The sequence below is a fragment of the Paraburkholderia sp. J67 genome (assembly GCF_905220265.1).
Lineage (GTDB): Bacteria > Pseudomonadota > Gammaproteobacteria > Burkholderiales > Burkholderiaceae > Paraburkholderia.
Genome location: NZ_CAJMZK010000002.1, coordinates 528,075 through 553,278, shown reverse-complemented (window position 1 = coordinate 553,278; position 25,204 = coordinate 528,075). Strand labels below are relative to the sequence as shown.

The window sequence follows — 25,204 nt, the reverse complement described above, 5'->3', positions numbered from 1 at the left end:
CCCGCATGCTGATCGACTTCTTCTACACCCTGCGCGACGCGAAGCTGCCGGTCTCCGTGAAGGAGTACCTGACGCTCGTGGAGGCGCTCAAGGAGCGCGTGATCGCACCCTCGCTCGACGACTTCTACTACCTCGCGCGCATGACGCTGGTGAAGGACGAGCAATACTTCGACCGCTTCGACCAGGCGTTCGGCGCGTATTTTCGCGGCATCGAGGCGAAGTCGGCGCAGGCCTTCGAGATTCCCGAAGACTGGCTCAAGAAGAAGCTCGAACGCGATTTCACGCCCGAGCAGCGCGCGCAGATCGAAGCGATGGGCGGGCTCGACAAGCTCATGGAGCGCCTGAAGGAACTCTTCGAGGAGCAGAAGGAGCGCCACGAAGGCGGCAGCAAGTGGATCGGCACGGGCGGCACCTCGCCCTTCGGCAACGGCGGCTATAACCCCGAGGGCATCCGCATCGGCGGCGAAGGCGGCCAGCGCAGCGCCGTGAAGGTGTGGGACGCGCGCGCCTACCGTGACTACGACGACCAGGTCGAAATCGGCACGCGCAACATCAAGGTGGCCTTGCGCCGCCTGCGCCGTTTCGCACGCGAGGGCGCGGCCGAAGAGCTCGACCTCAACGACACGATCCGCAGCACGGCCGCCAACGCGGGCTGGCTCGATCTCAAGATGGTCCCGGAGCGCCACAACAAGGTGAAGGTGCTGATGCTGCTCGACGTGGGCGGCTCGATGGACGATCACATCCGGCGCACCGAAGAGTTGTTCTCGGCGGCCAAGGCCGAGTTCAAGCATCTGGAGTTCTACTACTTCCACAACTGCGTCTACGACTACCTGTGGAAGAACAACCGCCGCCGCCACGCGGAGCGCACGCCCACGTGGGACCTGCTGCACAAGTTCACGCCCGACTACAAGCTCATTTTCGTCGGCGACGCGACCATGAGCCCCTATGAAGTGCTGCAGCCGGGCGGCTCGGTCGAGTACAACAACCCTGAAGCCGGCGCCGTCTGGCTGCGGCGTCTGGCCGACCAGTTCCCGCATTTCGCGTGGCTCAATCCCGAGCCCGAGCGGCTATGGGAATACCGTCAATCGGTGTCGATCATCCGCGAGATACTCGGCCACCGCATGTATCCGCTCACCGTCGCCGGGCTGGAAACGGCCATGCGCGTGCTGAGCAAATAACGGGCATATCCGCCGCTTACACGCCTTTCACCACGCGCAACACGAACCATCGAGCCGACCACGAAGGTCGGCTCGTCCGTTGCGCGCACAACAAAAACGAGGAGAATTCCAGCATGACCGCGCCTTCATCCCCCGACCTGCCGGCGAACCTCCGGCCGGGACCGCTGCGGCCTTTGGCCGACACATCGGTTGCCACGATCGTGGCCGGTTTCGTCGCGATGATGACGGGCTACACCAGTTCGCTGGTCTTGATGTTTCAGGCAGGCCAGGCGGCCCACCTCACCGACGCGCAGATCTCCTCGTGGATCTGGTCGCTTTCGATCGGCATGGCGGTGACCACCATCGGGCTGTCGCTGTGGTTTCGCGCGCCCACTGTGGTCGCGTGGTCAACGCCGGGCGCGGCGTTGCTCATCAGTTCGCTGCCGCATGTGCCTTATGCGGAGGCAATCGGCGCCTATATCGTCTGCGCCCTGCTGCTCACCGCCGTCGGCCTGACGGGCTGGTTCGACACGCTCATGAAACGCATTCCAGCGGGCATCGCGGCGGCATTGCTCGCGGGCATCCTGTTCGAGATCGGCATCGAGATCTTTCACGCCGCCCAGGTGCAGACGCCGCTCGTGCTCACCATGTTCTTCGCCTACTTGCTGATGAAGCGCTTCGTGCCGCGCTATGCGATCGTCGGCACGCTTGTCGTGGGGATCGCGGCGGCGGCGGCGCTCGGGTTGCTCGACTTCAGCCACTTCCGCGTGGCCGTGGCCAAGCCCGTGTTCACGATGCCCGCGTTCTCCGTTCAGGCCATCGTCAGCATCGGCATTCCGCTGTTCGTGGTCGCGATGGCGTCGCAGAACGTGCCTGGCATCGCCGTGATCCGCGCCGACGGCTACGACACGCCCTCCTCCCCGCTGATCGCCACCACGGGTCTTGCTTCGCTCGTGCTCGCGCCGTTCGGCTCGCACGGCATCAACCTCGCGGCCATCACGGCGGCCATCTGCACCGGCCCGCATGCGCACGAGGACCGCACCAAGCGTTATATGGCGGCGGTCTGGTGCGGCATTTTCTATCTGATCGCCGGCACCTTCGGCGCGACCATCGCGGCACTGTTCGCAGCGTTTCCGCAGGCGCTCGTCGTGTCGATCGCGGCGCTCGCGCTGTTCGGCTCGATCATGAGCGGCCTGACCAACGCGATGCAGAACCCGAAGGAGCGCGAGGCGGCGCTCGTGACCTTCATGGTGACGGCCTCGGGCCTCACGCTGCTGTCTATCGGCGCGGCGTTCTGGGGGCTGGTGGCGGGCGTGATCACCCAGATCGTGCTCAACGCGCGGCGAGCCTGAGGACGATCCAGGCGTGCGGCCGGGCACGGCAATGGCGCCCGATTTTTTTCGAAACGCGCGCGTCATCGCACCGCCTCCCGATCCGCCATAAAATGATGCAGTGAGCCGCGCGGGTCCAACCGATCGGCGCGGCACCGCCTTTCGCGTACAGGCGTAAGCATTTAGCGTTCCGCCCTGCGCGCCACGAGCCAGCCTCGGGCGCGCAGGCCGTTCAACTTCCACCGACGCCGGCGCGCATGCGCCCACAAGGCCAGACATGACTACCGCACTCGATCAGCTCAAGCAGTACACCACCGTCGTCGCCGATACGGGCGACTTCCAGCAGTTCGTCCAGTACAAGCCGCAGGACGCGACGACCAATCCGTCCCTGATCCTCAAGGCCGTGCAGAAGGCGGAATATCGTCCGCTGCTCGAAAAAACCGTGCGCGATCACGCGGGCGAATCGGTCGAATCGATCATCGACCACCTGCTGATCGCCTTCGGCACCGAAATCCTCAAGATCATTCCGGGTCGCGTCTCGACTGAAGTCGACGCGCGTCTGTCGTTCGACACGAAGAAGTCGATCGACAAGGCCCACCACATCATCGACCTCTACAAAAAGGCGGGCATCGAGAAAGAGCGCGTGCTCATCAAGCTCGCCTCGACGTGGGAAGGCATCCGCGCCGCCGAAGTGCTGCAGAAGGAAGGCATCCGCTGCAACATGACGCTGCTGTTCTCGCTCGCCCAGGCCGCCGCCTGCGCCGAAGCGGGCGCACAGCTGATCTCGCCGTTCGTCGGCCGCATCTACGACTGGTACAAGAAGGCCAAGGGCGCGGACTGGGACGACGCGAAGGACGGCGGCGCCAACGATCCGGGCGTGCAGTCGGTGCGCAAGATCTACGCGTACTACAAGAAGTTCGGCTACAAGACCGAGGTGATGGGCGCGAGCTTCCGCAACACCAGCCAGATCGTCGAGCTGGCCGGTTGCGACCTGCTCACCATCAGCCCGGACCTGCTGCAAAAGCTTCAGGACAGCACGGAAAAGGTCGAGCGCAAGCTCTCGGCCGACGCGTTCGCTAACGAGAAGATCGAGCGCGTGGGCGTGGACGAGCCGACCTTCCGCTTCCTGCTCAACGAAGACGCGATGGCGACCGAAAAGCTCGCCGAAGGCATCCGCGCTTTCGCCGCCGACGCCGTCAAGCTCGACAAGATCGTCGACGAACTGCGCGCGAAGTAAATTGTTTTAAGCGCTCGCTGACCGGGCGCCAGTTACACCAGAAGGCCGCACACTTCGCGTGTGCGGCTTTTTTTCATGCCGGCGCGCCCGGCAAACTCCATTCCTGTCTGCGCTCTCGCAAACCCTGGCGACATGCCGTGCCGAAGCGGGCATGCGCACGCCTAGAATTCAGGGCAGCGGCCAACGAGCCGCGCGATTCCGGTCCTCGATGTCGTGCGACGCCTCCCCACAACGCGCAACGGCGCGCCCAAGAGCGCAGAAGACCGGCCAACCTGGGGTCCCCCAAGGTCCAATCCGCAAGGAAGATGACGATGCAAATCCAGCCCTATCTGTTCTACAACGGCACCTGCGAGGAAGCGATCGCGTTCTATCACGAAGCGCTCGGCGCCACGGAGCTGTTCAAGATGCGCTTCAAGGACGGTCCACCCGATCCGCAGCGCCCGTTGCCGCCCGAACTGGCCGACAAGATCATGCACGCGACGATCCAGATCGGCGACGCGCATTTGATGATGTCGGACGGCGGGTGTATGACGCAGACCGACAAGTTCACCGGCTTCAGCGTCTCGCTCACCGCGCCCGACGCCGCCACGGCGCAACGCTATTTCGATGCGCTGTCCCAGGGCGCGCAGGTCGGCATGCCATTCCAGAAGACCTTCTGGTCGCCAGGCTTCGGCATGCTGACCGACAAGTTCGGCGTGCCGTGGATGGTCACCGCGCCGCCGCTCGAAAACCCGGCGCCTTGAACGGCTGGCCCATCGGCCCGCACAGCGCGCGTCACACCATGCGGTGCAGATGCGCGCGCTCGATGTTCCATCTCGGTTCGATTTCGAGGAGCAAGGCACGCAGTTGCCCCACCTGCTCCTCGAAACGTTGTTCGAGCCAGTAAGGCCCCTGCATTTCCGGTGCGAGCGGCACAGCGGCAGGTTGCGCGAGCGGCTCGCAGCCACGGGCCGCGCCCGCATCCAGCGGACTCGAGCGCAAGGCTCGGGCTGCGGCCTCCGGATGCCGCCCGCCGCCAAAACGTAGCGCCCGCGCCGTCGTCAACAGCGCCTCGCGCACGCATGCGCTGCGCTGTGCGAAGGCCACGCGCACGCGCTGCTGCTCGTAGCCCCCTAGCCCCGTCGACATCATCTCCAGCGAACTGAGCAGCGAGCGATGCAGCCGCTGCACCTGCTCCAGGCGCGCGACCGGCACGTCGATCTCCTTGGCCACCGAAGGCATCAGCGCGCGCAACTGCACGAGACGTGTGTTCAGGCGGCGGAACTGCTCGACCTGCGCGTCGCTATCGAGGTGCACGCCGCTCACCACCTGCGCATAGACGCGCGCGCACTCGCGCAGATTGTCGGCGAGGCGGTAGCGCCACGAATACGTGGCGTGCAACGGCAGCGCGAACGAGAACGCCAGTGCGATCACAATGCCGATCATCACGTTGAGCGTGCGCCACAGGCCCACATCGATGAGGTTATCGCCATGACCGGCGACGATGCACATCGTAATGGCCGTCAGGAGCGCGACGTAACCGGGCTTGCCGATCGCGTAATAGCTACAGATGGCCGCGACGATCGACATCAGCGAATAGGTGAGCCACGTGGAGCCCGTGACCGCCTGCACGACGATCAGCGTGAGCCCGATCAACGCGCCGAGCAGCGTGCCCAGCGCGCGCTCGGTGGCCTTCTTGCGGATATTGCCGTGATGCTGGAGCCCGCCGATCACCACGAGCAGCGTGACCGACGCCCAGATGCCGTGCGGAATGTCGATCCCCGTGGTGGCGAGGATCGACACCAGCATCGCCAAGCCCACACGCACCGCGTGAATGACGCCCGCGTTGCGGTAGCGATAGAACGGCGACGTGAGCGCGCGCCACATGCGCGCCGCGCGCGAGCGCCGGCGCACGGAACGGGTCTTGGCAGGCACGTCGATTCCGGATTCAGACGAAGTCATGGCGCGAAGAAAGTTGCCGACACGGCGAACATCGTGCACCAGAAAAACAACAGCCCGCAACCGTGACGTTGCGGGCCTGGCCTCACCACCCCGTGGGCAGGAAGAAACGGATCAGCTTTCGATCACGTCGAGATAATCCTCGGGGCGGGTGCGATCCTCGCCCTTGCGCATGCCGAGCACATGCACCAGCGCCGAGACCACCACCGCCACCACGAGATTCACGATCAGCGACCACACCGCCGCGTAACCGGGCACGTCCATGCCGAACAGATGCACGACGAAGATCGAGCCCTTCAGATGCAGCGAGATAGCCATCCACGTGCCGGTGGCGATGCCCACGGCCCAGCCGATCAACAGACCGCGCCAGTCGAGCATGCGCGTATAAAGGCCGAGCACGATGGCGGGCAGCGTCTGGATGATCCAGATGCCGCCGAGCAGTTGCAGCTGGATCGCGTAAGTCAGCGGCAGCCCGAGGATGAACGCCACCGCCCCCACCTTCACGATCAGCGAGACCAGCTTGGCGATATTGGTCTCCTGCTCGTGATTCATGTTGCGGTTGATGAACTCCTTGTGGATGTTGCGCGTGTAGAGATTCGCGGCGGCAATCGACATGATCGCCGCGGGCACCAGCGCGCCGATGCCGATGGCCGCGAACGCCACGCCCACGAACCACGACGGGAAGAAGTGCAGGAACAGCGCCGGGACCGCGAAGTTCGGGCCGAACGCCTTGAAGTACGGCGCATATTCCGGCATGTCCTTCACGCCCGAGGCGAGCGCCATGAAGCCGAGCAGCGCGAGCAGGCCGAGCACGAGCGAGTACGCGGGCAGCATCGCCATGTTGCGGCGGATGGTGTTGCCCGACGACGACGACAGGATCGCCGTGACCGAGTGCGGATAGAGGAACAGCGCGAGCGCGGAGCCCACCGCGAGCGTCGCGTAGGCGCTATAGCCATTCAGGCTCGACGCATCGGGCGCCTTGAGCAGCAGCTTCGCCGGCGGCACCGAGGCGAAGATGTGGCCAAAGCCGCCCATCTGCGCGGGGATCACGATGATCGCCACGGCGATCGTGATGTAGATGAGCAGGTCCTTCACGACCGCGATCATGGCCGGCGCGCGCAGGCCCGACGTATACGTGTAGGCCGCGAGAATCGCGAACGCGATGATGAGCGGCAGGTCGCCGACAAAGCCCGTCGTGTCGAAACCGAGCGCGCCGATCACCACTTCGATCCCCACCAGTTGCAGCGCGATATACGGCATGGTCGCGACGATCCCGGTCACCGCAATGGCGAGCGCGAGCATGCGGCTGCCGTAGCGCGCGCTCACGAAGTCGGCGGACGTCACGTACTGATGACGCTTGGCGATGGCCCAGAGTTTCGGGAACACCACGAAGGCGAACGGATAGATCAGGATCGTATAGGGCAGCGCGAAGAAGCCCGTTGCGCCCGCGCCGAACACGAGCGCCGGCACCGCGACGAAGGTGTAGGCCGTGTAGAGATCGCCGCCCAGCAGGAACCAGGTGACGATGGTGCCGAAGCGGCGCCCGCCCAGGCCCCACTCTTCCAGATGCGCGAGATCGCCCTTGCGCCAGTTGGCCGCCAGGAAGCCGATGATCGTCACGCCGACGAAGAACAGGATAAAGACGAAGGTTGCGATGACATTCATTGCGCACCTCCGGCCCGGCCGCCCTTCGAGCGGTCCTTGGTCTTGAAATAGACGAGCGCGGTGATGACGGCACTGATCAGCACCCAGAGGAGCTGATACCAGTAGAAGAACGGGAAATCCCACAGCGTGGGTTCGACCTTGTTATACGACGGCACCCAGATCATGGCGATCCAGGGCAACAGCAACAGCCATAGCCAGTGCTTGCTGGCTTTTGCGGCGTCGGCGTCGTGAGCCATGACGTCTCCTCCTCGTACCTTATGTGTTGTTATGCGGCTTCAAAGTGGCCGATGGCCCGCGAGCTCGTGCCTCGCAAGGTCCCCGAAAGCGCTGAAAAGCGTACCGATGCCACTGCCGTGGGTCAACCGGGGCGGACCCCAACACTTCGGACCGGAAATCGTCAGCTATCCGAAAGCATTATGCGATTCAGAATCGAGGGACGAAAAAAAACCGGCCCCGCATGACACGGGGCCGGTTCTTGTCGCGTTTTCGCTTAGGCGCTAAAAGCGTCAGATCGCGAAGGTCTCGCCTTCCTTGCCGATTTCCTTGCACGCTGCGCGCAGCGCCTTCACCCACAGATGCGCGGGCAGGCCGAGCTTGCTTTCGAGCAGACGCGCGCGCTTGTCGAGCGCGGTCCAGCTCACGTCGAGCGCCGGACCCGAGAACGCCAGCGCGACGCGGTTGCCGTCGTGCACTTCCGGCAGCGCGATCACGCGACCGTCGAAGGCTTCCTTCAGGCGCTTCATGTTGCGCACGTAGCTCGGGTGATCGCCGAACAGGTTGATGGTCGCGACGCCCGCGTCGGTCAGACACGCGCGCACGGCGCGGTAGAACGCAACGCTGTCGAGCACCGGACCGCGTGCGGTCGCGTCATAGATGTCGATTTGCAGCGCGCCGATCGTGCCGTGGTTCGCGCGATCCTGCACGAAGTCCCACGCGTCGAGTTCGCGCACGGTGAGGCGCGCATCGTCGGCGGGCAGCGAGAACATCGTGCGGGCAGCCACGACGACGGCCGGGTTCAGCTCGACCGCCTCGACCTTCGCCGGACGCAGATAGCGGTGCGCGAACTTGGTCAGCGCGGCGGCGCCCAGACCCAGTTGCACGATGCGCGCGGGCGTGGCGAGGAACAGCAGCCAGGACATCATCTGCTGCGCGTATTCGAGCTCGATGTGTTGCGGCTTCGACAGACGCATCGCGCCCTGCACCCATTCGGTGCCGAAGTGCAGGTAACGCACGCCGCTCTCTTCCGAGAACGTGACCGGCGCGAAACGCGGCTTGCGCGGCGCTTCGATGACGGGTGCGTTGTCGAGATCGTCTTCCGCTGCGGCGGCTGCGCGACGGCCGCGCTTCGTGATCTTTTCGATTTTCGGTGCGACTTCGGCTTGAGCGGCCCTGGCGCGCTTCACGCGCGCGGGCTTGGTGGCTTCAGCCGGTTTTGCCTTGGGTTCTGCGGCGGCCTTCACTGCTGCCTTCGCCTTCGGTTCTGCGGCGGCCTTCACTGCTGCCTTCGCCTTCGGTTCTGCGGCGGCCTTCACTGCCGGCTTTGCCTTCGGTTCCGCTGCGGCCTTCACTGCCGGCTTTGCCTTCGGTTCCGCTGCGGCCTTCGCTGCCGGCTTCGCCTTCGGTTCCGCGGCGGCCTTCGCTGCCGGCTTCGCCTTCGGCTCTGCTGCGACCTTCGCTGCCGGCTTCGCCTTCGGCTCTGCTGCGACCTTCGCTACGGGCTTCGCCTTCGGCTCTGCTGCGACCTTCACTGCGGCTTTGGCCTTCGGCTTCGCTGCGGCCTTCACTGCCGGCTTCGCAGCCGGCGTTTCAGCTTGCGGTGCGTCCGCCTTTTCAGCTTGCGCTTCAACCTGAGGCGCAACTTGCGCTACGGCTTGATCCGCAGCCGGTTCAGTCGAAGCGGCCTCGTCGGTTTGCGTGGCGGGCGTCTTGCTGAATGCGCGCGCCTCGGCCGAAGCGCGCTTGATGAGAGTCGTCATTTAAAGATGTCTTGCTTGTGAGGAGCAGGTGCAGATGCGCAATCCGCTGCGTTGACGGTGTGGTTTCAGCCGCGAGATCGCATGCGAATTCGGACGCATTTGCGCGGGCGAACGAGAGCATAGCATTCGGCACGCATTACGCTCGTTTTAGACGGCATAAACAGCGGTTTTACACACGTTCGCGTTGCACCCATTTCGCGAAATTCGCGACGCATTGCGCGTCAATCGCACGCCTTCACGTTGTTCGCCGTGTTGCAATCCTGCACCCGCCAATGGGTCTCTCCAGAGAGTCCCACGCCCGCTTTCGTGCCGCCAATCGCACTCGCGCCATCCTTGAGCATGAGCGGGTCCACACGCACCGGATGGAAGTGCATGTCGATGCGCGCAAGATGCAAGGCGAGCGGCGCGCGCGGCAACGGTGAAGCCGCGTCGATCGCGTGCTGGACATCCTCGTCGTAGTCGTCGTTGCCGGTCGAATGCAGCAGCTTCACCGCGACGATCGAGCCATCGGCCGCAAGCCGGATCGATACGATCGCCTCGCTCTCGAGCGGCACTTTCTTCGGATTCGAGAGCATGTTGCCGCCCAGCTTGCAATCCACGTAGCGCCGCCACTGCCACGAACTCAAGGTCGCCTCAGTGGGCGGCGCAAAACCCGCCGTCGCGACGAACGCCAGACAGCGGTTCATCACCTGCTCCGGCGTCGGGCGTGCATGTGGACCTACGGTGGCGACGTCGTCGGAGGCGCAGCCGCTCAAGGCAAAAAGGATGGGAAAAACGATCAGGAGCCAGCGATTCTTTTTCATTGTGGTGGTCTCGTGTCCCGTCGATTCGATGTGTCGATTCAGGGCGCGCACTCTGGCGTGCGCGAGACCATGCTAGCCCGGCGAGATTGCAGGGCGCTTACGCGTCGATGTGGCGGCGTTAGCAGGCGTGTCCGGCGTAGTGCTAAACGCATCGAGCGCACGCCACGCCACTAGCTTGGTGGCGAAGTTCATCGACGCATAGGCAGGACTACTGGACGGCAAACGCAGAATTTCAAGGCGCTGTGCGTCCACGCCAAGTATCCGCTCGCCGATGCGCGAAGCCGTGCCGCCGTTGAATGCGATCGCTTGCAGCGCGGGCAGGCGCTCGATCAGCGTGATGAGATCGTTGCCCGCATGGTCGCGAATATTGCCGTCGAGGCTGCCTTCGCGACGCGCCTGCGCGACCACATCCCAGAGGCCAATGCGGTGATCGAGCAGCGTTTGCAGACGCGCTTCATAGTCGAGCGCGGGCAGATCCACGCCGATCACTTCGCCGACCAGATGCCAGAACTTGTTTTGCTTGTGCGCGTAGTACTGCTGATGCGCGAGCGACGCTTCGCCCGGCAAGCTGCCAAGAATAAGCACGCGCGTATGCGCATCGACGACAGGCGGAAAACAATGCTTGAAGCTCATGGCGAAACCTGGCGATCAGCGCACGATGGATTGCGGCGACGGATGCGCGCGCGACGCCGTATGTCCGAGTGGGCCGCGCTCGCGGGCAGAGTGAGTTGCATGCGCGGGCTGTGTCTCGCGCGTGGAATCGGCGAGGTGCGCCCACAACGCGGGCAGCATGCATTCGGTCACGAGCAATGGCGCGCCGTGGCGCTCGAATACCGATCGGCGTGCGACGTAGGCGTGTGGAACCTGCCCTATCGTCTCGCGCGCGGCGAGCGCATGCAGCGGATGTCGTGCGCTCACGCGACGGCTCACCAGCGCCGAACGTGCCACGCCGCTATCCGTATAGAGAAGCTCCGCTAGCGGCCGCGTGCGCAGGCGGCGCATGGCCTGCCAGATGCCGTGGCTCGCGACAATCGGCGTTGCGCTGTGCGCCGCCACGTAGGGCACGCCGTCGACAGCCAGCACGATTTCACGCACCCATGCGCGCTCCCGGGGCGCAAGGCCCAGCGCCGTGCATTCGTCTGGCCACGGTAAGGCAACCGCTTCGCGCGTCACGCGCACTTCCACAGCGCCGAGCTTGCGTAGATGCGCGGTCAGCGAGCCGCCTCGTGTGAGCCAGTCTTTCTGATCAGCGCTAAAGGCCGCAAGGGGCGCGATACGCCAGTGCGCGTCGGTGGCGTCGTATCGGTTGGGCATGGCGGTCATTATAGGGGGTGGGGGCTGCCGCCAGTCTCGGGGTTGTCGGCGTTCTGGCCGCGTTGGCCTTTCCTTGTTTTCGCGTGGGTATGCATGCGTTGCCCCTGTGCGGGGCGGCACCTACTTTCTTTGCCGCGGCAAAGAAAGTAGGCAAAGAAAGCCGCTCACACCGCCAGTGTGACGCCGTCCACAAACCGACTTATACGGGGAAAGGTATAGGAGCGTCTGTCTCCTCGCGCCACCCCACGAAGTGACAAGGCCGTCATTCATCCGGCGGCGCTACGCGCCCCGTGGGGCATAACCACAAACCAGTACCAGTGGTTTGCCAGGATCGCGCTTCACTTCACGGCTCCGCCGAAATAAAAACGCGCCGCTGGTTGCCCAGCGGCGCGTTTCGTTGCTACTTCTCTTTGTCGTCTTAGCGGGACAGCAGCAGCGCGTTCGTGCGCTTCACGAAGCTCGCCGGATCTTCCAGCGCACCACCCTCCGCCAGCAGCGCCTGGTCAAACAGCAAGTGGCACCAGTCGCCAAAGTTCGCGTTGTCCGCATTCAGGCCCTTGACCAACGGATGCTCCGGGTTCACTTCCAGGATCGGTTGCATCTCCGGCGCCTGTTGGCCCGCGGCCTTCAGCATGCGCTGCAAGTTGCCGCTCAGGTCGCCTTCGTCAGCCACCAGGCACGACGGAGAATCCGTCAGGCGGAACGTCAGGCGCACGTCCTTCGCCTTGTCCTTCAGCGCGTCCTTCATCTTCTCGACGAGCGGCTTGAGCTCTTCGCTCACCTTCTCCTGTTGCTGCTTTTCCTCGTCGTTGAGCGCGCCCAGGTCCAGGTCGCCTCGCGCCACGCTCGCGAGCGGCTTGCCGTCGAAGTCGTTCAGGAACGACAGCATCCATTCGTCCACGCGATCCGTCAGCAGCAGCACTTCCACGCCCTTCTTGCGGAACACTTCCAGGTGCGGGCTGTTCTTCGCGGCCTGCCACGTGTCGGCGGTCACGTAGTAGATCTTCGTCTGCTCAGGCTTCATGCGCGCAACGTAGTCGGCCAGCGAGACGTTCTGCTCCGACGTGTCGTTTTGCGTCGACGCAAAGCGCAGCAGCTTCGCGATGCGCTCCTTGTTCGCGTGATCTTCGCCGATGCCTTCCTTCAGCACCTGGCCGAATTCGCCCCAGAAGGTCGCGAACTTCGCCTTGTCTTCGTCCGAAGCTTCCGCATCGGTTTGCGCCGCGGCCAGGTCTTCCAGCATCGACAGCACGCGCTTGGTCACGCCGTCGCGGATCGCCTTCACGTCGCGGCTTTCCTGCAGGATTTCGCGCGAAACGTTCAGGGGCAGATCCGCCGAGTCAACCACGCCCTTCACGAAGCGCAGGTAGTTCGGCAGCAGCTGGTCGGCGTCGTCCATGATGAAGACGCGCTTCACGTACAGCTTCAAGCCGCTCTTGTGGTCGCGGTTCCACATGTCGAACGGCGCGTGCGCGGGCACGTAGAGCAGTTGCGTGTACTCGCTGCGGCCTTCGACGCGGTTATGCGTCCACGCGAGCGGGTTCTGGTGGTCGTGCGCGAGGTGCTGGTAGAACTGCTGGTACTGCTCGTCGCTGATGTCGCTCTTCGAGCGCGTCCACAGGGCGCTCGCCTGGTTGATGGTCTCGAATTCGTCCTTCGTGACCATCTCGCTCTTTTCGGCGTCCCACTCTTCCTTCTTCATCTCGATGGGCAGGCCGACGTGATCCGAGTACTTCTGGATGATCGACTTCAGCTTCCATGCGGAGAGCAGTTCGTCTTCGCCTTCGCGCAGATGCAGCGTGATGGTCGTGCCGCGTTGGGCGCGCTCGATCTTGTCGACCGAGAATTCGCCTTCGCCCGCGCTTTCCCAGCGCACGCCTTCGCTTGCGGCGAGGCCCGCGCGGCGGCTTTCCACCGTGATCTTGTCAGCGACGATAAAGCCCGAGTAGAAGCCCACGCCAAACTGGCCGATCAGCGCGGCGTCCTTCTTCTGGTCGCCCGAGAGCTTGCCGAAGAATTCCTTCGTGCCCGAGCGCGCGATCGTGCCCAGGTTCGCCACGGCTTCGTCGTGGCTCATGCCGATGCCGTTGTCTTCGATCGTGACGGTGCGTGCCGCCTTGTCGAAACCCACGCGAATGCGCACGTTCGGATCGTTTTCATACAGCGCGTTGTTTTCGAGCGCTTCGAAACGCAGCTTGTCGGCGGCATCCGAGGCGTTCGAGACGAGCTCGCGCAGGAAGATTTCCTTGTTGCTGTACAGCGAATGGATCATCAGGTGCAGAAGCTGTTTCACTTCCGCCTGGAAGCTCATGGTTTCTTGTGCCATGGTCAGAGGTCCTCTTTCGTTACAGTTGCAGTGCTGATCGGTGGATTTTTATGCGTGGCGCGCATGCGCGACGCGTTGCCCGCCCATATGGGGGCCGAGCCTGACGTTTCAAGGGGGCGCGCTCCGTCGCCGGTTCAACCGCGCCGCGCCGCGCCGTCCAGATAGCTGGCGAGAAAACCCGGCAGCGCCGGATCGCCGCAGTTCGCGATGTTAAAGCGCATCCATGTCGTCGGCGACTGGTGCGGCGAGAACAGGCTGCCCGGCGTCAGCAAAAAGCCCGCTTCGTGGCCGGCGGCGGTCAGCGCGTCGGCGTCCACGCCCGTGTCGGCCCACAGGAACATGCCCGCGCCCGGCGCGATGAAGAGCTTGCAGCCCGCCCGCTCCAGCATGCGCGCAGCCTTGTCGCGCACGGCGTCCAGACGCGCGCGCAGGCGCTCCACATGGCGGCGGTAGTGGCCTTCGGTGAGCACGCGAAACAGTACGCGCTCGTTGAGTTCGGGCGTTGTCATGCCGACCAGCATCTTCTGGTCGGCCACCGCCTGCGCCACGTCGAGAGCGCTGGCGATGTAGCCCACGCGCAGATTGGGCGCGAGCGTCTTCGAAAAACTGCCCAGATAGATCACGCGGCGCAACTGGTCGAGGCTCGCGAGACGCGTCGCCGGATAGCCCGACGGGCACAGATCGCCGTAGATATCGTCCTCGACGACGATGAAGTCGTACTGTTCCGCGAGGCGCAGGATGCGGAAGGCCTGCGCCGCCGTGAGCGAGGTGCCGGTGGGGTTTTGCAGCACCGAGTTGATGACGAGCATCTTCGGCCGCCACGTCTCGACCAGCGCTTCGAGCGCGTCGAGATCCGGGCCGTCGGGCGTGTACGGCATGCCCACCAGCCGCGCGCCCTGCGAGGCGAAGCGCCCGAACATCTGGAACCAGGCGGGGTCGCCCACCACGACGGTGTCGCCGGGTTGCACGTAGAGGCGCGCGAGCAGGTCGATCGCCTGGGTGATGCCCGACACCAGCACGATCTGGTCGGGCGTCGCGCCAATCTCCAGTTCGGCCATGCGAGTCTGCAATTGCTGGCGCAGCGGCAGAAAACCCTGCGGCGAACCGAAGCCCAGCAATTGCGAGCCGCTCTGGCGGCCGAGCGAGCGCATCGCGCCCGCGAGCAGTTCGCCGTCGAGCCAGCGCGCGGGCAGATAGCCCAGTCCCGGTCCTTTTTCCGGATGCGTCGATTGATGGAGCATGTTACGCAGCAGCCAGACCACGTCGATGGTCGGCGGCGCGGGCGGCGCCTGATCCTGCGCGGCGGCGCCGTCCACGCCAGACAGCGGGCGGCGCTCCAGCGGCGTGACGGCGGCGAGGCGCTCGCGCACGTAGAAGCCCGAGCCGCGCCGCGAGTCCAGATAGCCCTGCGCGACGAGGCGCTCATAGGCCTCGACCACGGTAAAGCGCGACACACCCTTGTCGAGCGCGAGCTTGCGGATGGACGGCATGCGCATGCCGGGGCGGAACACGCGCTCCTCGATGCGACGACGCCCCCACTGCACGAGCTGGTCGACGAGCGTGAGGGTGGCCGCGTCATGCGGCGCGGGAATCTGGTCGAGCGGGACGGACGACATGGCGGCTCCAATGCTCCAACTGTACCGAATACTATCGGGCCGATTGTACCGTTACTGTCTGCCACCATACCGGTACATTTCATTGCATGCGTACCGGTAAGCTTTCCGGTTCAACCGACTTCCCCGCTCTCCTCGTGACCGCCTCATGACCGCCACGCCACTGCGCCTCGATCACCTCGTCGTTTCCGCCCGTACGCTGGAGGAAGGCGTCCAGTACGTCGCCGATACGCTGGGCGTGGCGCCCGCGGGTGGCGGCGCGCATCCGCTCATGCGGACCCATAACCGGCTGCTCGGCCTGTGGGGCGATACGTATCTGGAAGTGATCGCGATCGATCCCGGCGCACGCAGCCCGGCGGCGTCCCAGCCTGCCCGCGCGCGCCTCTTCGCGCTCGACGATCCGGCCGTGCAGGCGCGCCTGGAAAAAGGGCCTTATCTTTCGCATTGGGTGGTGCGCGTCGAGCCGCCGAAAAACCTCGAACGCTGGCGCAGCCAATACCCGCAGCGCATCCCCGATCTCGTGCCGATGACGCGCGGCGAGCTGAACTGGCAACTGTCCGTGCCGCTCGACGGCGCGTTCCCGTCCTGGCAAGGCGCGGGTGACGGCGTGCTGCCCTCGCTGATCCAGTGGGACACGCCACGCCATCCGTCGCAAACGCTCGCCGACACCGGCATCGCGCTGCGCTCGCTTACCGCGTTTCACCCGCAAGCGCAGGCCGTGCGCGAACAGCTGGACTGGCTCGGTGCGGCGCATCTGATCCAGATTGAAGAAGCCGAAAGTCCTGCGCTCGTCGCGCAGTTCGAAACCCTGTCGGGAACGCGATCGCTCGGCGCGCCCCGATCCTCTGTTTGACGAGCGCGATACATCACCATGAAAGCACGTGAAACCCAGGGCATGCTGCTCGGCCTCGTCGGCGTCATGATCTTCAGTCTGACCCTGCCGATGACGCGCATCGTCGTCCTCGAATTCCATCCGCTGCTCAACGGTCTCGGACGCGCGCTCGCCGCCGCCGTGCCCGCCGCCATCCTGCTCTACGTGCGCCGCGAGAAACGGCCCACCTGGCCGCAGGTGAAAAGCCTGGCTGTCGTCTCGCTGGGCGTGATCGTCGCGTATCCGGTGTTTTCCGCCTGGGCGATGAAGAGCGTGCCCGCCTCGCACGGCGCCATCGTCAACGGGCTGCAACCGCTTGCCGTGGCGATCTACGCGGCGTGGCTCTCGCACGAACGCCCGTCGAAGGCGTTCTGGGTGAGCGCGCTCATCGGCAGCGCGCTGGTGGTGGCGTTCGCGCTTCAGGCGGGCGGCGGCGCACTGCACGCGGGCGATGCGTGGATGCTGATCGCCGTGGGCATCGGCGCGCTCGGTTATGCCGAAGGCGCGCGCCTCGCCCGGCAACTGGGCGGCTGGCAGGTGATCTGCTGGGCGCTGGTGCTGTCCGCGCCGTTCCTCGTGCTGCCGGTCGGCTGGCTCGCCTGGGCGCACCACGTCGCGCATCCGGAGCCAGTCGCGCTCAAGACCTGGCTGGCGTTCGGCTACGTGACGCTGTTTTCGCAGTTCATCGGCTTCTTCGCCTGGTATGCAGGCCTCGCGATGGGCGGCACGGCGCGCGTCGGCCAGGTGCAGCTGCTACAGATTTTCTTCACGATGGCGTTCTCCGCGCTTGCCTTTGGCGAGCAGGTCGCGCCCTCGGCGTGGCTCTACGCCGCCGCCGTGATCGCCACCGTCATGCTGGGCCGCCGCGCCGCGATTCGCACGGCTCCCGCGCCGGCGCGCGCCGCTTGAATAGTTTTCGCGTCATAATCGAAGGTTTTCGGCGGTGCCAGGCTTTACGCCGCGCACCGCCTCCGGATTCACTCGCCCGACCCTAAAAAGGAGACCCCATGGACCAGAGCGATCTCAAGGCCGCGCCCGCGTGGCAACTGTCCGAGCGCGCAATCAAGCTGACCAGCTCGGCGATTCGCGAAATCCTGAAGGTCACCGAACGGCCCGAAGTCATCTCGTTCGCGGGCGGCCTGCCCGCTCCGGCCAGCTTCCCGGTCGAGGAAATGCGCGCGGCCGCCGACCGCATCCTGCGCGACGACCCGTTTGGCGCGCTCCAGTACAGCGCGACCGAAGGCTATATGCCGCTGCGCGAATGGATCGCCGAGCGCCACTCGGTGGGCGGCGTGAAAGTGCGTGCCTCGCAGGTGCTGATCACCACGGGTTCGCAGCAGGCACTCGACCTGATCGGCAAGGTGCTGGTCTCGCCCGATAGCCCCGTGCTGGTCGAAACGCCCACGTACCTGGGCGCGCTGCAATCGTTCTCGCTCTACGAGCCGAAGTACGTGCAAGTGCCGACCGACGAAAAAGGTCTGATCCCCGAAGCGCTCACGCCCGAGCTGACCGCAGGCGCCCGTCTGCTCTACGCGATCCCGAACTTCCAGAACCCGACGGGCCGCCGCCTGCCGCTCGAACGCCGCCAGGCGCTCGCGGCCTTCGCGCAAAGCTCGCCGTTCCCGGTGATCGAAGACGATCCCTATGGCGCGCTCCTCTACGAGGGCGAGCCGCTGCCGACGCTGCACTCGATGGCGCCGGAGCACATCGTGCATCTGGGCTCGTTCTCGAAGGTGCTGGCGCCGGGCCTGCGCGTGGGCTACATCATCGCGCCCGAGGACCTGCACTTCAAACTCGTGCAGGCCAAGCAGGCCACCGACCTGCACACGCCGAGCTTCACGCAACGCATCGTCTACGAAGTCGTGAAGAACGGCTTCCTCGACACGCATATTCCGAAGGTGCGCGCGCTGTACCGCGATCAGTGCGAAGCGATGCTGGATTCGCTCACGCGCAACATGCCCGAAGGCGTGAGCTGGAACCGCCCCGAAGGCGGCATGTTCGTGTGGGTCACGCTGCCGCAACACATCGACAGTATGAAGTTGCTGGAAGAAGCGGTTGCGCAGAACGTGGCCTTCGTGCCGGGCGCGCCGTTCTTCGCGAGCGAGCCGCAGATCAACAAGCTGCGCCTGTCGTTCGTCACGGTGCCGCCGGCGAAGATCGAAGAAGGCGTGACCAAGCTCGCCAAACTGATTCGCGCGCGCATGTGAGGCGCACGGCCGGGCGCATCCGGGATGCCGGCCCGGCCGACTCGAATCGATCGACCTGAATTGACGTATCAACCCGCTAATTCCGTAAAAGGACTCCTGATCATGGCAGACATCAACATCTACGACCGTCTCGAACAGCTCGGCATCGAACTGCCGCAGGCAGGCGCGCCCGCCGCCGCTTACGTGATGAGCGCGCAGAGCGGCAACACGGTGTACCTGTCCGGTCACATCGCGAAGAAGGACGGCAAGGTGTGGGCCGGCAAGCTCGGCGACTCGCTCTCGACCGAAGAAGGCAAAGCCGCCGCGCGCTCGATCGCGATCGACCTGATCGCGACGCTGCACGCTCACACGGGCGACCTCAACAAGGTCAAGCGCATCGTCAAGCTGATGAGCCTCGTGAACTCGACGTTCGATTTCACGGAACAGCACATCGTCACCAACGGCGCGTCGGAACTGGTCGCCGACGTGTTCGGCGAGAAGGGCAAGCATGCCCGCTCGGCATTCGGCGTGGCGCAGATCCCGCTCGGCGCGTGCGTCGAGATCGAACTGATCGCCGAAGTCGAGTAAGCGTTCAGTGCGAAGCGAACCGCATTAAGGGTTCGCTGAACCGCACCGCTATCTCGGGCCGCGCCGCAGGGTGCGGCTTTTTTTCGTCCTCGCTTTTTGTCTTGATATTCACGGTCATGACTCTTCGCAGCGTTCGCTTCAAACAGGTCGACGTGTTCACGTCGCAACCCTTCAAGGGCAATCCGCTCGCCGTGGTGTTCGACGCCGACGAGCTCGACACCGCGCAGATGCAGGCCATCGCGCGCTGGACCAATCTGTCCGAGACGGCCTTTCTGCTCGCTCCCACCGATGCGCGCGCCGACTATCGCGTGCGCATCTTCACGACCCAGGGCGAACTGCCGTTCGCGGGCCATCCGACGCTAGGCTCGGCGCACGCGTTCCTCGACAGCGGCCGCGCGGCGAAGACCCCCGGCCGGCTCGTGCAGGAATGCGCCGCGGGACTGATCGAACTGGCGCAGCAAGGTGAAGAAGATGCAGGCGCGCAATGGGCCTTCGCCGCGCCGCCCGCCACGGTCACGCCCTTGCCCGCCACGCAGTACGGCGCCCTGCGCGCCGCGCTGCGCTCCGAGGCGATCGACTTCACCGCGCAGCCCTGCGGCGTCGATAACGGCGCGCCCTGGCTGGTCGTGCGGCTTGCCTCGGCGCAGGACGTGCTCGCGCTCGACATCGACTACGATGCGCTCGCCGCCGTGGCGTCGGGCGTGGGCGCGCAAGGTCTCGCGGCCTACGGCGCGCACGCGGCCGACGGGCCTGCCACGTTCGAGGTGCGCTGTCTCATGACCGGCCTCGGCAAGGGCGAAGATCCGGTGACCGGCAGCGCCAACGCCGCCATCGCCCTGTTGCTTGCGCAGCAGAATCGCCGCCCGGGCGCGCACTACACTGTGCGTCAAGGCACCGTGATGGGGCGTGACGGGCGCGTCGCGATCAACTACGACGATATGGCGGGAAAGATCTGGATTGGCGGCGCGGCCATCACGGTCGTCGACGGTTCGATTCAGCTCGCATGAGTGCGGACGAAGCGAACGCTTCATTCAGATGTCTCGCAACATGATTTAACCCGCGACCCGGCGCACCCTTGACACAGCCCAGTGTGGGCGCATTGACAATGCACCCACACCGCTTCCACCCTTGCGGCGGCGCTATGCACGCCTTCGCGTCTATGCACAGCACATCGCGCGCAGCCACGCTCCCTCCTGCAACTCGCGTATACCCGAGGGGGGACCGCTTCCTTAATCATTCCCCAACCATTAAGATCGAAACATCGGACGCAAAGCGCGCGTCCGCCGTGTCTTGATCCGCGCGTCCCGCGCCTTTTCCAAAGCCGTTGTGCAACCGATGCCGCCGATCCAACCGAGCGCCTTGCTGTCGTCCCGGCCGCCGCATCTGCGGCGCGGCAATCCGCATGCGCGGCGGGCCAGATGAGCACAAACTGGCTCCCCTTGTCGCGCGAAGCCGCCCTGCGCGGCGCACCCGGGCCGGCCTACACGCGCCCGCGCACGCTGCTCGCGATTCCCGTGCTGGGTGTGCTCGTGCTGGTGCTCCTGTGGGCGGTGATCTTCACGCGCCTCTCGGTCGAAAAGGAAGCCACGCAGCGCGAAGCGACGGCCTCCGCCGCGATTCTCTCGGCGGCGCTCGAGCAGCACACCGTCAAGGCGATCCATCAGGTCGACCAGATCACGCGCTTCGTGAAGTACGAGTTCGAGAAGACGCCCGATCATTTCAATCTCACCACGACCGTCGAGAAAGGCGTGGTGCAGAGCGACTCGCTCGTGCAGGTGTCGATCATCGACGAGCACGGCAAGCTGGTCGCCAATACCGCCGACCCCAATCCCAAGCCCATCGACCTCTCGGACCGCGAGCACTTCAAGGTGCACGAGCACGAGAACGACGATCAGCTCTTTATCAGCAAGCCGGTGCTCGGCCGGGTCTCGGGTCACTGGACCCTGCAGATGACGCGCCGCCTCAATCATCCGGACGGCTCGTTCGCCGGCGTGGTGGTGGTCTCGGAAGACCCGGGCTACTTCACGAGCGACTTCTATAACAATGCGGCCATCGGCCGTGACGGCGTGATCGCCGTGATTTCGGACACCGGCGCCGTGCTCGCGCGCCGCACCGGCGCCGCCGACCGCGCCGCGGGCGCGTTCTCGGCCAGCGGCGTCTATCCGATCTCGGAACACGCCTCGGGCACCTATGTCGATCCGATCGACCATGTGACGCGCATCGTCTCGTACCGCCATATCGACGGCTATCCGCTCGCGGTGCTGGTCGGTCTTTCGCAGGCCGAAGAGTTCGCCGATTACAACCACACGCGCGACGTCTATCTGATGATGGCGACGTTCATCTCGCTCGCCATGCTGTCGTTCTTCGCCGTGGCGACGGGCCTGATCGGCAAGCTGCTCGGCCGCGAGCGCGAGATGTCGCAACTCGTGCAGTACGACCTGCTCACCGGACTGCCCAACCGCTACGCCACGCTGCAACGCCTGCGTCACGAAGTCTCGCAGCCAGGCAATCTCGGGCGTCTCGCGATCCTCTTCATCGACCTCGACAACTTCAAGACCGTCAACGACACGCTTGGCCACAACGCGGGCGATATCGTGTTGCAGATGAGCGCCGCGCGTCTGGCCGATGCGGTCGGCGGCGGCGGCACGCTCGCGCGCATCGGCGGCGACGAGTTCGTGGTGATCGTCAAGGGCGACGACATCGAGAAGCGCGCAAGCACGCTGGCCGAGACGACCAACGCCGCCTTCACGCATCCGTTCGACGTGCGCGGCAGCGCATTCGTGCTGCACGCGAGCACGGGCATCGCGCTCTTCGCGGTGGCGCACGAAAGCGAGATCGACCTGCTCAAGAAGGCCGACCTCGCGATGTACGCCGCCAAGGAAGCGGGCCGCAACTGCTTCCGCTTCTACTCGCCGCAGCTCGCGCATCGCGCCGATCATCTGATGAAATGGGAGCAGCAGCTCCGTGTGGCGCTGGCCGAAAATCAGCTGTTCCTCGCCTATCAGCCCAAGATCGATCTGCGCCGGCGCTGCATCACGGGTTTCGAGGCGCTCGTGCGCTGGAACCATCCGCAGTACGGCCTGATCCCCGCGAGCGAATTCATTCCGGTGGCCGAATCGACCGGCCTGATCGTGCCGGTGGGCGACTTCGTGATCCGCACGGCCTGCGCGCAGCTCGCGCAGTGGCAGCAGCAAGGCTTCGAGACGCTCTCGCTCGCCATCAATATTTCGGCGGTGCAGTTCTGGCGCGGCGATCTCTACGAGACCATTTCGCACGCCATCGAAGAGACCGGCATCGCCGCGCACAAGCTCGAACTCGAAATCACCGAGACGGCGATGATGGAGTACCCCGAGCTGGTCTCCGAGAAGATCTTCGCGCTCAAGCGCCTGGGCGTGCGTGTGGCCCTCGACGACTTCGGCACCGGGTATTCGTCGTTGTCCTATCTGAACCGCTTCGCGGTGGACACGCTCAAGGTGGATCGCTCGTTCGTGCAGGCGATTCCCGCCGATCGCAGCGTGTGCGTGATGGTCTCGGCGATCGTCAATCTGGCGCGCTCGCTCGGGCTGACCGTGGTCGTGGAAGGCACCGAAACCGAGGAGCAGATTGCCTGGCTCGCGGCGCTCGGGCCGATCGAGGCACAAGGCTTCCTGTTCTCGCGCCCGGTGCCGGTGGAAGGCGTGCCCGCGCTGATCGAACGCTTTGGCGTGTGTGGCGCGTCGCCCTCCGAGGTCAACGAGCAGCGTAACGAACGCGTGAGCGACGCGTCGCAGCCGCGCTGATTCTTTTTCTTTTACGTCGAAAAACATTGCGGGGCAGTGCGACGAATCGCACTGCCCCGCTGTGCTTGTTGCGGCCTTAGCGTGTCCTGGCGCCGCTAAAACCGCCGAAGAACGCGCGGGCGTTGTCTTCGAGACTTTCGAGGTGGTAGCCCCCTTCCTGCACGATCACCGAAGGCAGATCGAGTGCGCCAATCGCCTGGCCGAGCTTGCCGAAACCCTCGGTGCTCACGGCCACCTTCGACTGCGGGTCGTCCTTGTAGATGTCGAAGCCCAATGCGAGCACCAGCGCATCGGGCTCGAAGCGCTTGAGCACGCGCAGCGCGGCTTCCACGCGCTCGAAGAACTGCGCTTCGGACGCGCCATGCGGCATCGGCAAATTGACGTTGTAGCCCTCGCCCGCGCCCGCGCCCCGCTCCTCCTCGTAGCCCGCGACGACCGGGTAGAAGTTGGTCGGGTCGCCGTGGATCGAGATATAGAGCACGTCGTCGCGGCCGTAGAAGATTTCCTGCACGCCCTGGCCGTGGTGCATGTCCGTGTCGAGGATCGCCACGCGCTTGAAGCGGCTGCGCAACGACTGCGCCGCGATGGCCGCGTTGTTCAGGTAGCAGAAGCCGCCCGCTGCATCGGCGCGCGCGTGGTGGCCGGGCGGACGGCTGATCGCATAGCTCTCGCGCTCGCCTTCGTTCACGCAGGCCGCAGCCGCCAGCGCGCTCTGCGCCGACCAGTACGCCGCGCGCCACGTATTCGCGCCCACCGGGCAACTGCCGTCGGCGAGATAGCGCGCCGCCTGGGCGAGCACGCCGCGCAGCGGGTTGGGCTCGCGCACGAAGATGTTCGACATCACTTCGTCGCCCCAGTCGTCGGGCATGCGCTTCCAGTCGGCGTGCGCTTCTTCCAGGAAGCGCAAATAGTTCATGTCATGCACCGCGGCGATAGGCGCCGTGCCGAAGTCGGCGGGTTCGCGCACCTCGAAGTCGAGCGAGTGCGCCGCCGCGACGAGGCGCGCAGCGCGTTCGGGCACTTCCTGCGGCTCGCGCATCTGGCCGCGCGAGAGATAGCTGCGCGGATGGTGCAGCAGTTGCTCGGGGTGAAACCAGGTTTTCATAGTCAGCTCTCCTGCCAGTCGGATTTGATCGCGCTCAGGCCGCCACGGTCTGCGGCACGCGCACGCCCGCGCGCGCGGCAACCGCGTTGAACAGCACGTTGGTGCCCGCCGTGACGTCCTCGGGCAAGGCGTCTTCGGCTTCGTTGTGCGAGAGGCCGTCCACGCACGGAATGAACACCATCGCCGTCGGGCAGTAGCGCGCCAGGTGGATCGCATCGTGGCCCGCACCGCTCACGATGCGTTGATTCGAGTAGCCCAGACGCTCGACCGCGTCGGCCACGAGCGCGACGCAGGCCGGATCGAACGGCGTGGCGGGGCTGGTCCAGCAATGCGCGATGTCGACGCCAAGCCCGCGCGAGCCGCCCACCGATGCGCAAACGGCGCGCAGGTCGCGCTCCATTGCGTCGAGTTGAGCGTCGTCGGGGTGGCGCAGATCGACCGTGAAAGTGAGATTCGCGGCGATGGTGTTGCGCGACGAATTCGCAATCTGCATCTGGCCGATCGTCACCAGCCCGAGCGGTGCGTAGCGCGCCATCACGCGCTCGATTTCCAGCGCCATCTGCGCCGCGCCGAAGAACGCGTCCTTGCGGTAACGCATCGGCGTCGTGCCCGCATGCGCGGCCACGCCCGTCACGTTGACGTCGAACCAGCGGATCGCCTGGCCGCCCGTGACCACGCCGATGGTCGTGCCGTTGGCCTCCAGGATCGGACCTTGTTCGATATGCGCCTCGAAATAGCTGTCCACGGCCACCCCTTGCACCGCACGCGTGCCGCGCGCGCCGCAGGTGTCCAGCGCCGCGCCGAGCGTCACGCCATCGGCATCTTCACGGGCGAGCGCGTCGTCGAGCGTCATCGCGCCCGCGAACACCGCCGAGCCCAGCATCGCGGGCGTGAAACGCGCGCCCTCCTCGTTGGTCCAGGAGCAGATCTCGATGGGCTTTTCCGTGGTCGCGCCGACGTCGTTGAGCGCGCGCACCACTTCGAGCGCGGCCAGCACGCCGTAGACGCCGTCGAAGCGGCCACCCTCGGGTTGCGTGTCGAGGTGGCTGCCCATCAGCACGGGCGCGGCGTTGGCGTCGGTGCCCGCGCGGCGCGCGAACAGGTTGCCGACTTCGTCGGTCCACACCGTCATGCCCGCTTCACGGCACCAGCGCGCGAACAGCTCGCGGCCCTGACGGTCTTCTTCGGTGAGCGCGAGGCGGCGCACGCCGCCGCCCGCCGTCGCGCCAATGCGCGCCATTTCCGTGAGGCTCACCCACAGACGCGGGCCGTCGATTTGCAAGAGGTCTTTCATCGGTTGTTCCGTTTCGATCGA

The 25,204-nt window shown here is 65.4% G+C and carries 21 protein-coding genes; 10 read left to right on the top strand and 11 right to left on the bottom strand.

From position 1 onward, the window contains the following. Nucleotides 1-5: 5 nt before the first annotated feature. From U5782_RS06350 to U5782_RS06335, 4 genes are all read left to right on the top strand, one after another. Nucleotides 6-1,178, top strand: a complete 1,173-nt coding sequence (locus U5782_RS06350) for a VWA domain-containing protein (RefSeq protein ID WP_322042966.1) — start codon at nucleotides 6-8, stop codon at nucleotides 1,176-1,178. Between the two features lie 113 nt (nucleotides 1,179-1,291). Further along, the gene (locus tag U5782_RS06345) at nucleotides 1,292-2,509 is read left to right on the top strand and encodes a benzoate/H(+) symporter BenE family transporter (RefSeq protein WP_322042965.1); all 1,218 of its coding nucleotides are present in this window, start codon (nucleotides 1,292-1,294) and stop codon (nucleotides 2,507-2,509) included. A 256-nt stretch (nucleotides 2,510-2,765) separates the two neighbouring features. Then, a complete protein-coding gene (gene tal, locus U5782_RS06340; protein ID WP_322042964.1) occupies nucleotides 2,766-3,725 on the top strand; it encodes a transaldolase in 960 nt (319 codons plus the stop codon). 311 nt (nucleotides 3,726-4,036) lie between these two features. After that, nucleotides 4,037-4,468: a VOC family protein gene (locus U5782_RS06335; RefSeq protein WP_322042963.1), complete on the top strand. Its 432-nt coding sequence runs from the start codon at nucleotides 4,037-4,039 to the stop codon at nucleotides 4,466-4,468. 31 nt (nucleotides 4,469-4,499) lie between these two features. Here the strand turns inward: U5782_RS06335 and U5782_RS06330 are convergent, their stop codons facing one another. From U5782_RS06330 to U5782_RS06290, 9 genes are all read right to left on the bottom strand, one after another. Next, a complete protein-coding gene (locus U5782_RS06330) occupies nucleotides 4,500-5,666 on the bottom strand; it encodes an FUSC family protein (RefSeq protein ID WP_415914256.1) in 1,167 nt (388 codons plus the stop codon). A 111-nt stretch (nucleotides 5,667-5,777) separates the two neighbouring features. Beyond that, nucleotides 5,778-7,328, bottom strand: coding sequence for a monocarboxylate uptake permease MctP (gene mctP, locus U5782_RS06325; RefSeq protein WP_322042962.1), 1,551 nt, complete (start codon nucleotides 7,326-7,328; stop codon nucleotides 5,778-5,780). Next, complete coding sequence (locus U5782_RS06320; RefSeq protein ID WP_322042961.1) at nucleotides 7,325-7,564, bottom strand: DUF3311 domain-containing protein; 240 nt, start codon at nucleotides 7,562-7,564, stop codon at nucleotides 7,325-7,327. Before U5782_RS06320 ends, mctP begins: the two co-directional genes overlap by 4 nt. A gap of 270 nt (nucleotides 7,565-7,834) precedes the next feature. Continuing rightward, complete coding sequence (locus U5782_RS06315; RefSeq protein ID WP_415914263.1) at nucleotides 7,835-8,788, bottom strand: spermidine synthase; 954 nt, start codon at nucleotides 8,786-8,788, stop codon at nucleotides 7,835-7,837. 737 nt (nucleotides 8,789-9,525) lie between these two features. Next, complete coding sequence (locus U5782_RS06310) at nucleotides 9,526-10,107, bottom strand: energy transducer TonB (RefSeq protein WP_322042960.1); 582 nt, start codon at nucleotides 10,105-10,107, stop codon at nucleotides 9,526-9,528. A 72-nt stretch (nucleotides 10,108-10,179) separates the two neighbouring features. Beyond that, on the bottom strand, nucleotides 10,180-10,740 hold the full coding sequence (locus U5782_RS06305; protein ID WP_322042959.1) for a DNA-deoxyinosine glycosylase: 561 nt from the start codon (nucleotides 10,738-10,740) through the stop codon (nucleotides 10,180-10,182). Nucleotides 10,741-10,755: 15 nt separating this feature from the next. Beyond that, nucleotides 10,756-11,421, bottom strand: coding sequence for a chorismate--pyruvate lyase family protein (locus U5782_RS06300; RefSeq protein ID WP_322042958.1), 666 nt, complete (start codon nucleotides 11,419-11,421; stop codon nucleotides 10,756-10,758). Between the two features lie 418 nt (nucleotides 11,422-11,839). Then, nucleotides 11,840-13,747, bottom strand: coding sequence for a molecular chaperone HtpG (gene htpG, locus U5782_RS06295; RefSeq protein WP_322042957.1), 1,908 nt, complete (start codon nucleotides 13,745-13,747; stop codon nucleotides 11,840-11,842). A 134-nt stretch (nucleotides 13,748-13,881) separates the two neighbouring features. Beyond that, a complete protein-coding gene (locus U5782_RS06290; RefSeq protein WP_322042956.1) occupies nucleotides 13,882-15,363 on the bottom strand; it encodes a PLP-dependent aminotransferase family protein in 1,482 nt (493 codons plus the stop codon). Nucleotides 15,364-15,508: 145 nt separating this feature from the next. Here U5782_RS06290 and U5782_RS06285 point away from each other — a divergent pair, with 145 nt between their 5' ends. The 6 genes from U5782_RS06285 to U5782_RS06260 all read left to right on the top strand — a co-directional run bounded on the left by U5782_RS06285 (nucleotide 15,509) and on the right by U5782_RS06260 (nucleotide 22,784). Next, nucleotides 15,509-16,213, top strand: coding sequence for a VOC family protein (locus U5782_RS06285; protein ID WP_322042955.1), 705 nt, complete (start codon nucleotides 15,509-15,511; stop codon nucleotides 16,211-16,213). Nucleotides 16,214-16,231: 18 nt separating this feature from the next. Beyond that, nucleotides 16,232-17,140, top strand: a complete 909-nt coding sequence (locus U5782_RS06280; RefSeq protein WP_322042954.1) for a DMT family transporter — start codon at nucleotides 16,232-16,234, stop codon at nucleotides 17,138-17,140. Nucleotides 17,141-17,238: 98 nt separating this feature from the next. Next, on the top strand, nucleotides 17,239-18,438 hold the full coding sequence (locus U5782_RS06275; RefSeq protein ID WP_322042953.1) for a PLP-dependent aminotransferase family protein: 1,200 nt from the start codon (nucleotides 17,239-17,241) through the stop codon (nucleotides 18,436-18,438). A 102-nt stretch (nucleotides 18,439-18,540) separates the two neighbouring features. Next, nucleotides 18,541-19,005, top strand: coding sequence for a RidA family protein (locus U5782_RS06270; RefSeq protein ID WP_322042952.1), 465 nt, complete (start codon nucleotides 18,541-18,543; stop codon nucleotides 19,003-19,005). 116 nt (nucleotides 19,006-19,121) lie between these two features. Then, entirely contained in the window at nucleotides 19,122-20,012 is an 891-nt protein-coding gene (locus tag U5782_RS06265; RefSeq protein WP_322042951.1) for a PhzF family phenazine biosynthesis protein, read from the top strand. A 411-nt stretch (nucleotides 20,013-20,423) separates the two neighbouring features. Further along, the gene (locus tag U5782_RS06260; protein ID WP_322042950.1) at nucleotides 20,424-22,784 is read left to right on the top strand and encodes an EAL domain-containing protein; all 2,361 of its coding nucleotides are present in this window, start codon (nucleotides 20,424-20,426) and stop codon (nucleotides 22,782-22,784) included. Nucleotides 22,785-22,860: 76 nt separating this feature from the next. Here the strand turns inward: U5782_RS06260 and U5782_RS06255 are convergent, their stop codons facing one another. Both U5782_RS06255 and U5782_RS06250 read right to left on the bottom strand, forming a co-directional pair. Next, a complete protein-coding gene (locus U5782_RS06255; protein ID WP_322042949.1) occupies nucleotides 22,861-23,889 on the bottom strand; it encodes a histone deacetylase family protein in 1,029 nt (342 codons plus the stop codon). A 34-nt stretch (nucleotides 23,890-23,923) separates the two neighbouring features. After that, a complete protein-coding gene (locus tag U5782_RS06250) occupies nucleotides 23,924-25,183 on the bottom strand; it encodes a Zn-dependent hydrolase (RefSeq protein WP_322042948.1) in 1,260 nt (419 codons plus the stop codon). Between the last annotated feature and the right edge of the window lie 21 nt (nucleotides 25,184-25,204).

What these genes read in the sequence shown, in the direction of transcription:
- U5782_RS06345 (WP_322042965.1), top strand. Translation starts at nt 1,292, where the DNA reads ATGACCGCGCCTTCATCCCCCGACCTGCCGGCGAACCTCCGGCCGGGA.
- U5782_RS06290 (WP_322042956.1), bottom strand. Translation starts at nt 15,363, where the DNA reads ATGTCGTCCGTCCCGCTCGACCAGATTCCCGCGCCGCATGACGCGGCC.
- U5782_RS06335 (WP_322042963.1), top strand. Translation starts at nt 4,037, where the DNA reads ATGCAAATCCAGCCCTATCTGTTCTACAACGGCACCTGCGAGGAAGCG.
- U5782_RS06250 (WP_322042948.1), bottom strand. Translation starts at nt 25,183, where the DNA reads ATGAAAGACCTCTTGCAAATCGACGGCCCGCGTCTGTGGGTGAGCCTC.
- U5782_RS06300 (WP_322042958.1), bottom strand. Translation starts at nt 11,421, where the DNA reads ATGCCCAACCGATACGACGCCACCGACGCGCACTGGCGTATCGCGCCC.
- U5782_RS06310 (WP_322042960.1), bottom strand. Translation starts at nt 10,107, where the DNA reads ATGAAAAAGAATCGCTGGCTCCTGATCGTTTTTCCCATCCTTTTTGCC.
- htpG (WP_322042957.1), bottom strand. Translation starts at nt 13,747, where the DNA reads ATGGCACAAGAAACCATGAGCTTCCAGGCGGAAGTGAAACAGCTTCTG.
- U5782_RS06305 (WP_322042959.1), bottom strand. Translation starts at nt 10,740, where the DNA reads ATGAGCTTCAAGCATTGTTTTCCGCCTGTCGTCGATGCGCATACGCGC.
- mctP (WP_322042962.1), bottom strand. Translation starts at nt 7,328, where the DNA reads ATGAATGTCATCGCAACCTTCGTCTTTATCCTGTTCTTCGTCGGCGTG.
- U5782_RS06320 (WP_322042961.1), bottom strand. Translation starts at nt 7,564, where the DNA reads ATGGCTCACGACGCCGACGCCGCAAAAGCCAGCAAGCACTGGCTATGG.
- tal (WP_322042964.1), top strand. Translation starts at nt 2,766, where the DNA reads ATGACTACCGCACTCGATCAGCTCAAGCAGTACACCACCGTCGTCGCC.
- U5782_RS06350 (WP_322042966.1), top strand. Translation starts at nt 6, where the DNA reads ATGCTGATCGACTTCTTCTACACCCTGCGCGACGCGAAGCTGCCGGTC.
- U5782_RS06285 (WP_322042955.1), top strand. Translation starts at nt 15,509, where the DNA reads ATGACCGCCACGCCACTGCGCCTCGATCACCTCGTCGTTTCCGCCCGT.
- U5782_RS06275 (WP_322042953.1), top strand. Translation starts at nt 17,239, where the DNA reads ATGGACCAGAGCGATCTCAAGGCCGCGCCCGCGTGGCAACTGTCCGAG.
- U5782_RS06255 (WP_322042949.1), bottom strand. Translation starts at nt 23,889, where the DNA reads ATGAAAACCTGGTTTCACCCCGAGCAACTGCTGCACCATCCGCGCAGC.
- U5782_RS06270 (WP_322042952.1), top strand. Translation starts at nt 18,541, where the DNA reads ATGGCAGACATCAACATCTACGACCGTCTCGAACAGCTCGGCATCGAA.
- U5782_RS06280 (WP_322042954.1), top strand. Translation starts at nt 16,232, where the DNA reads ATGAAAGCACGTGAAACCCAGGGCATGCTGCTCGGCCTCGTCGGCGTC.
- U5782_RS06260 (WP_322042950.1), top strand. Translation starts at nt 20,424, where the DNA reads ATGAGCACAAACTGGCTCCCCTTGTCGCGCGAAGCCGCCCTGCGCGGC.
- U5782_RS06265 (WP_322042951.1), top strand. Translation starts at nt 19,122, where the DNA reads ATGACTCTTCGCAGCGTTCGCTTCAAACAGGTCGACGTGTTCACGTCG.
- U5782_RS06330 (WP_415914256.1), bottom strand. Translation starts at nt 5,666, where the DNA reads ATGACTTCGTCTGAATCCGGAATCGACGTGCCTGCCAAGACCCGTTCC.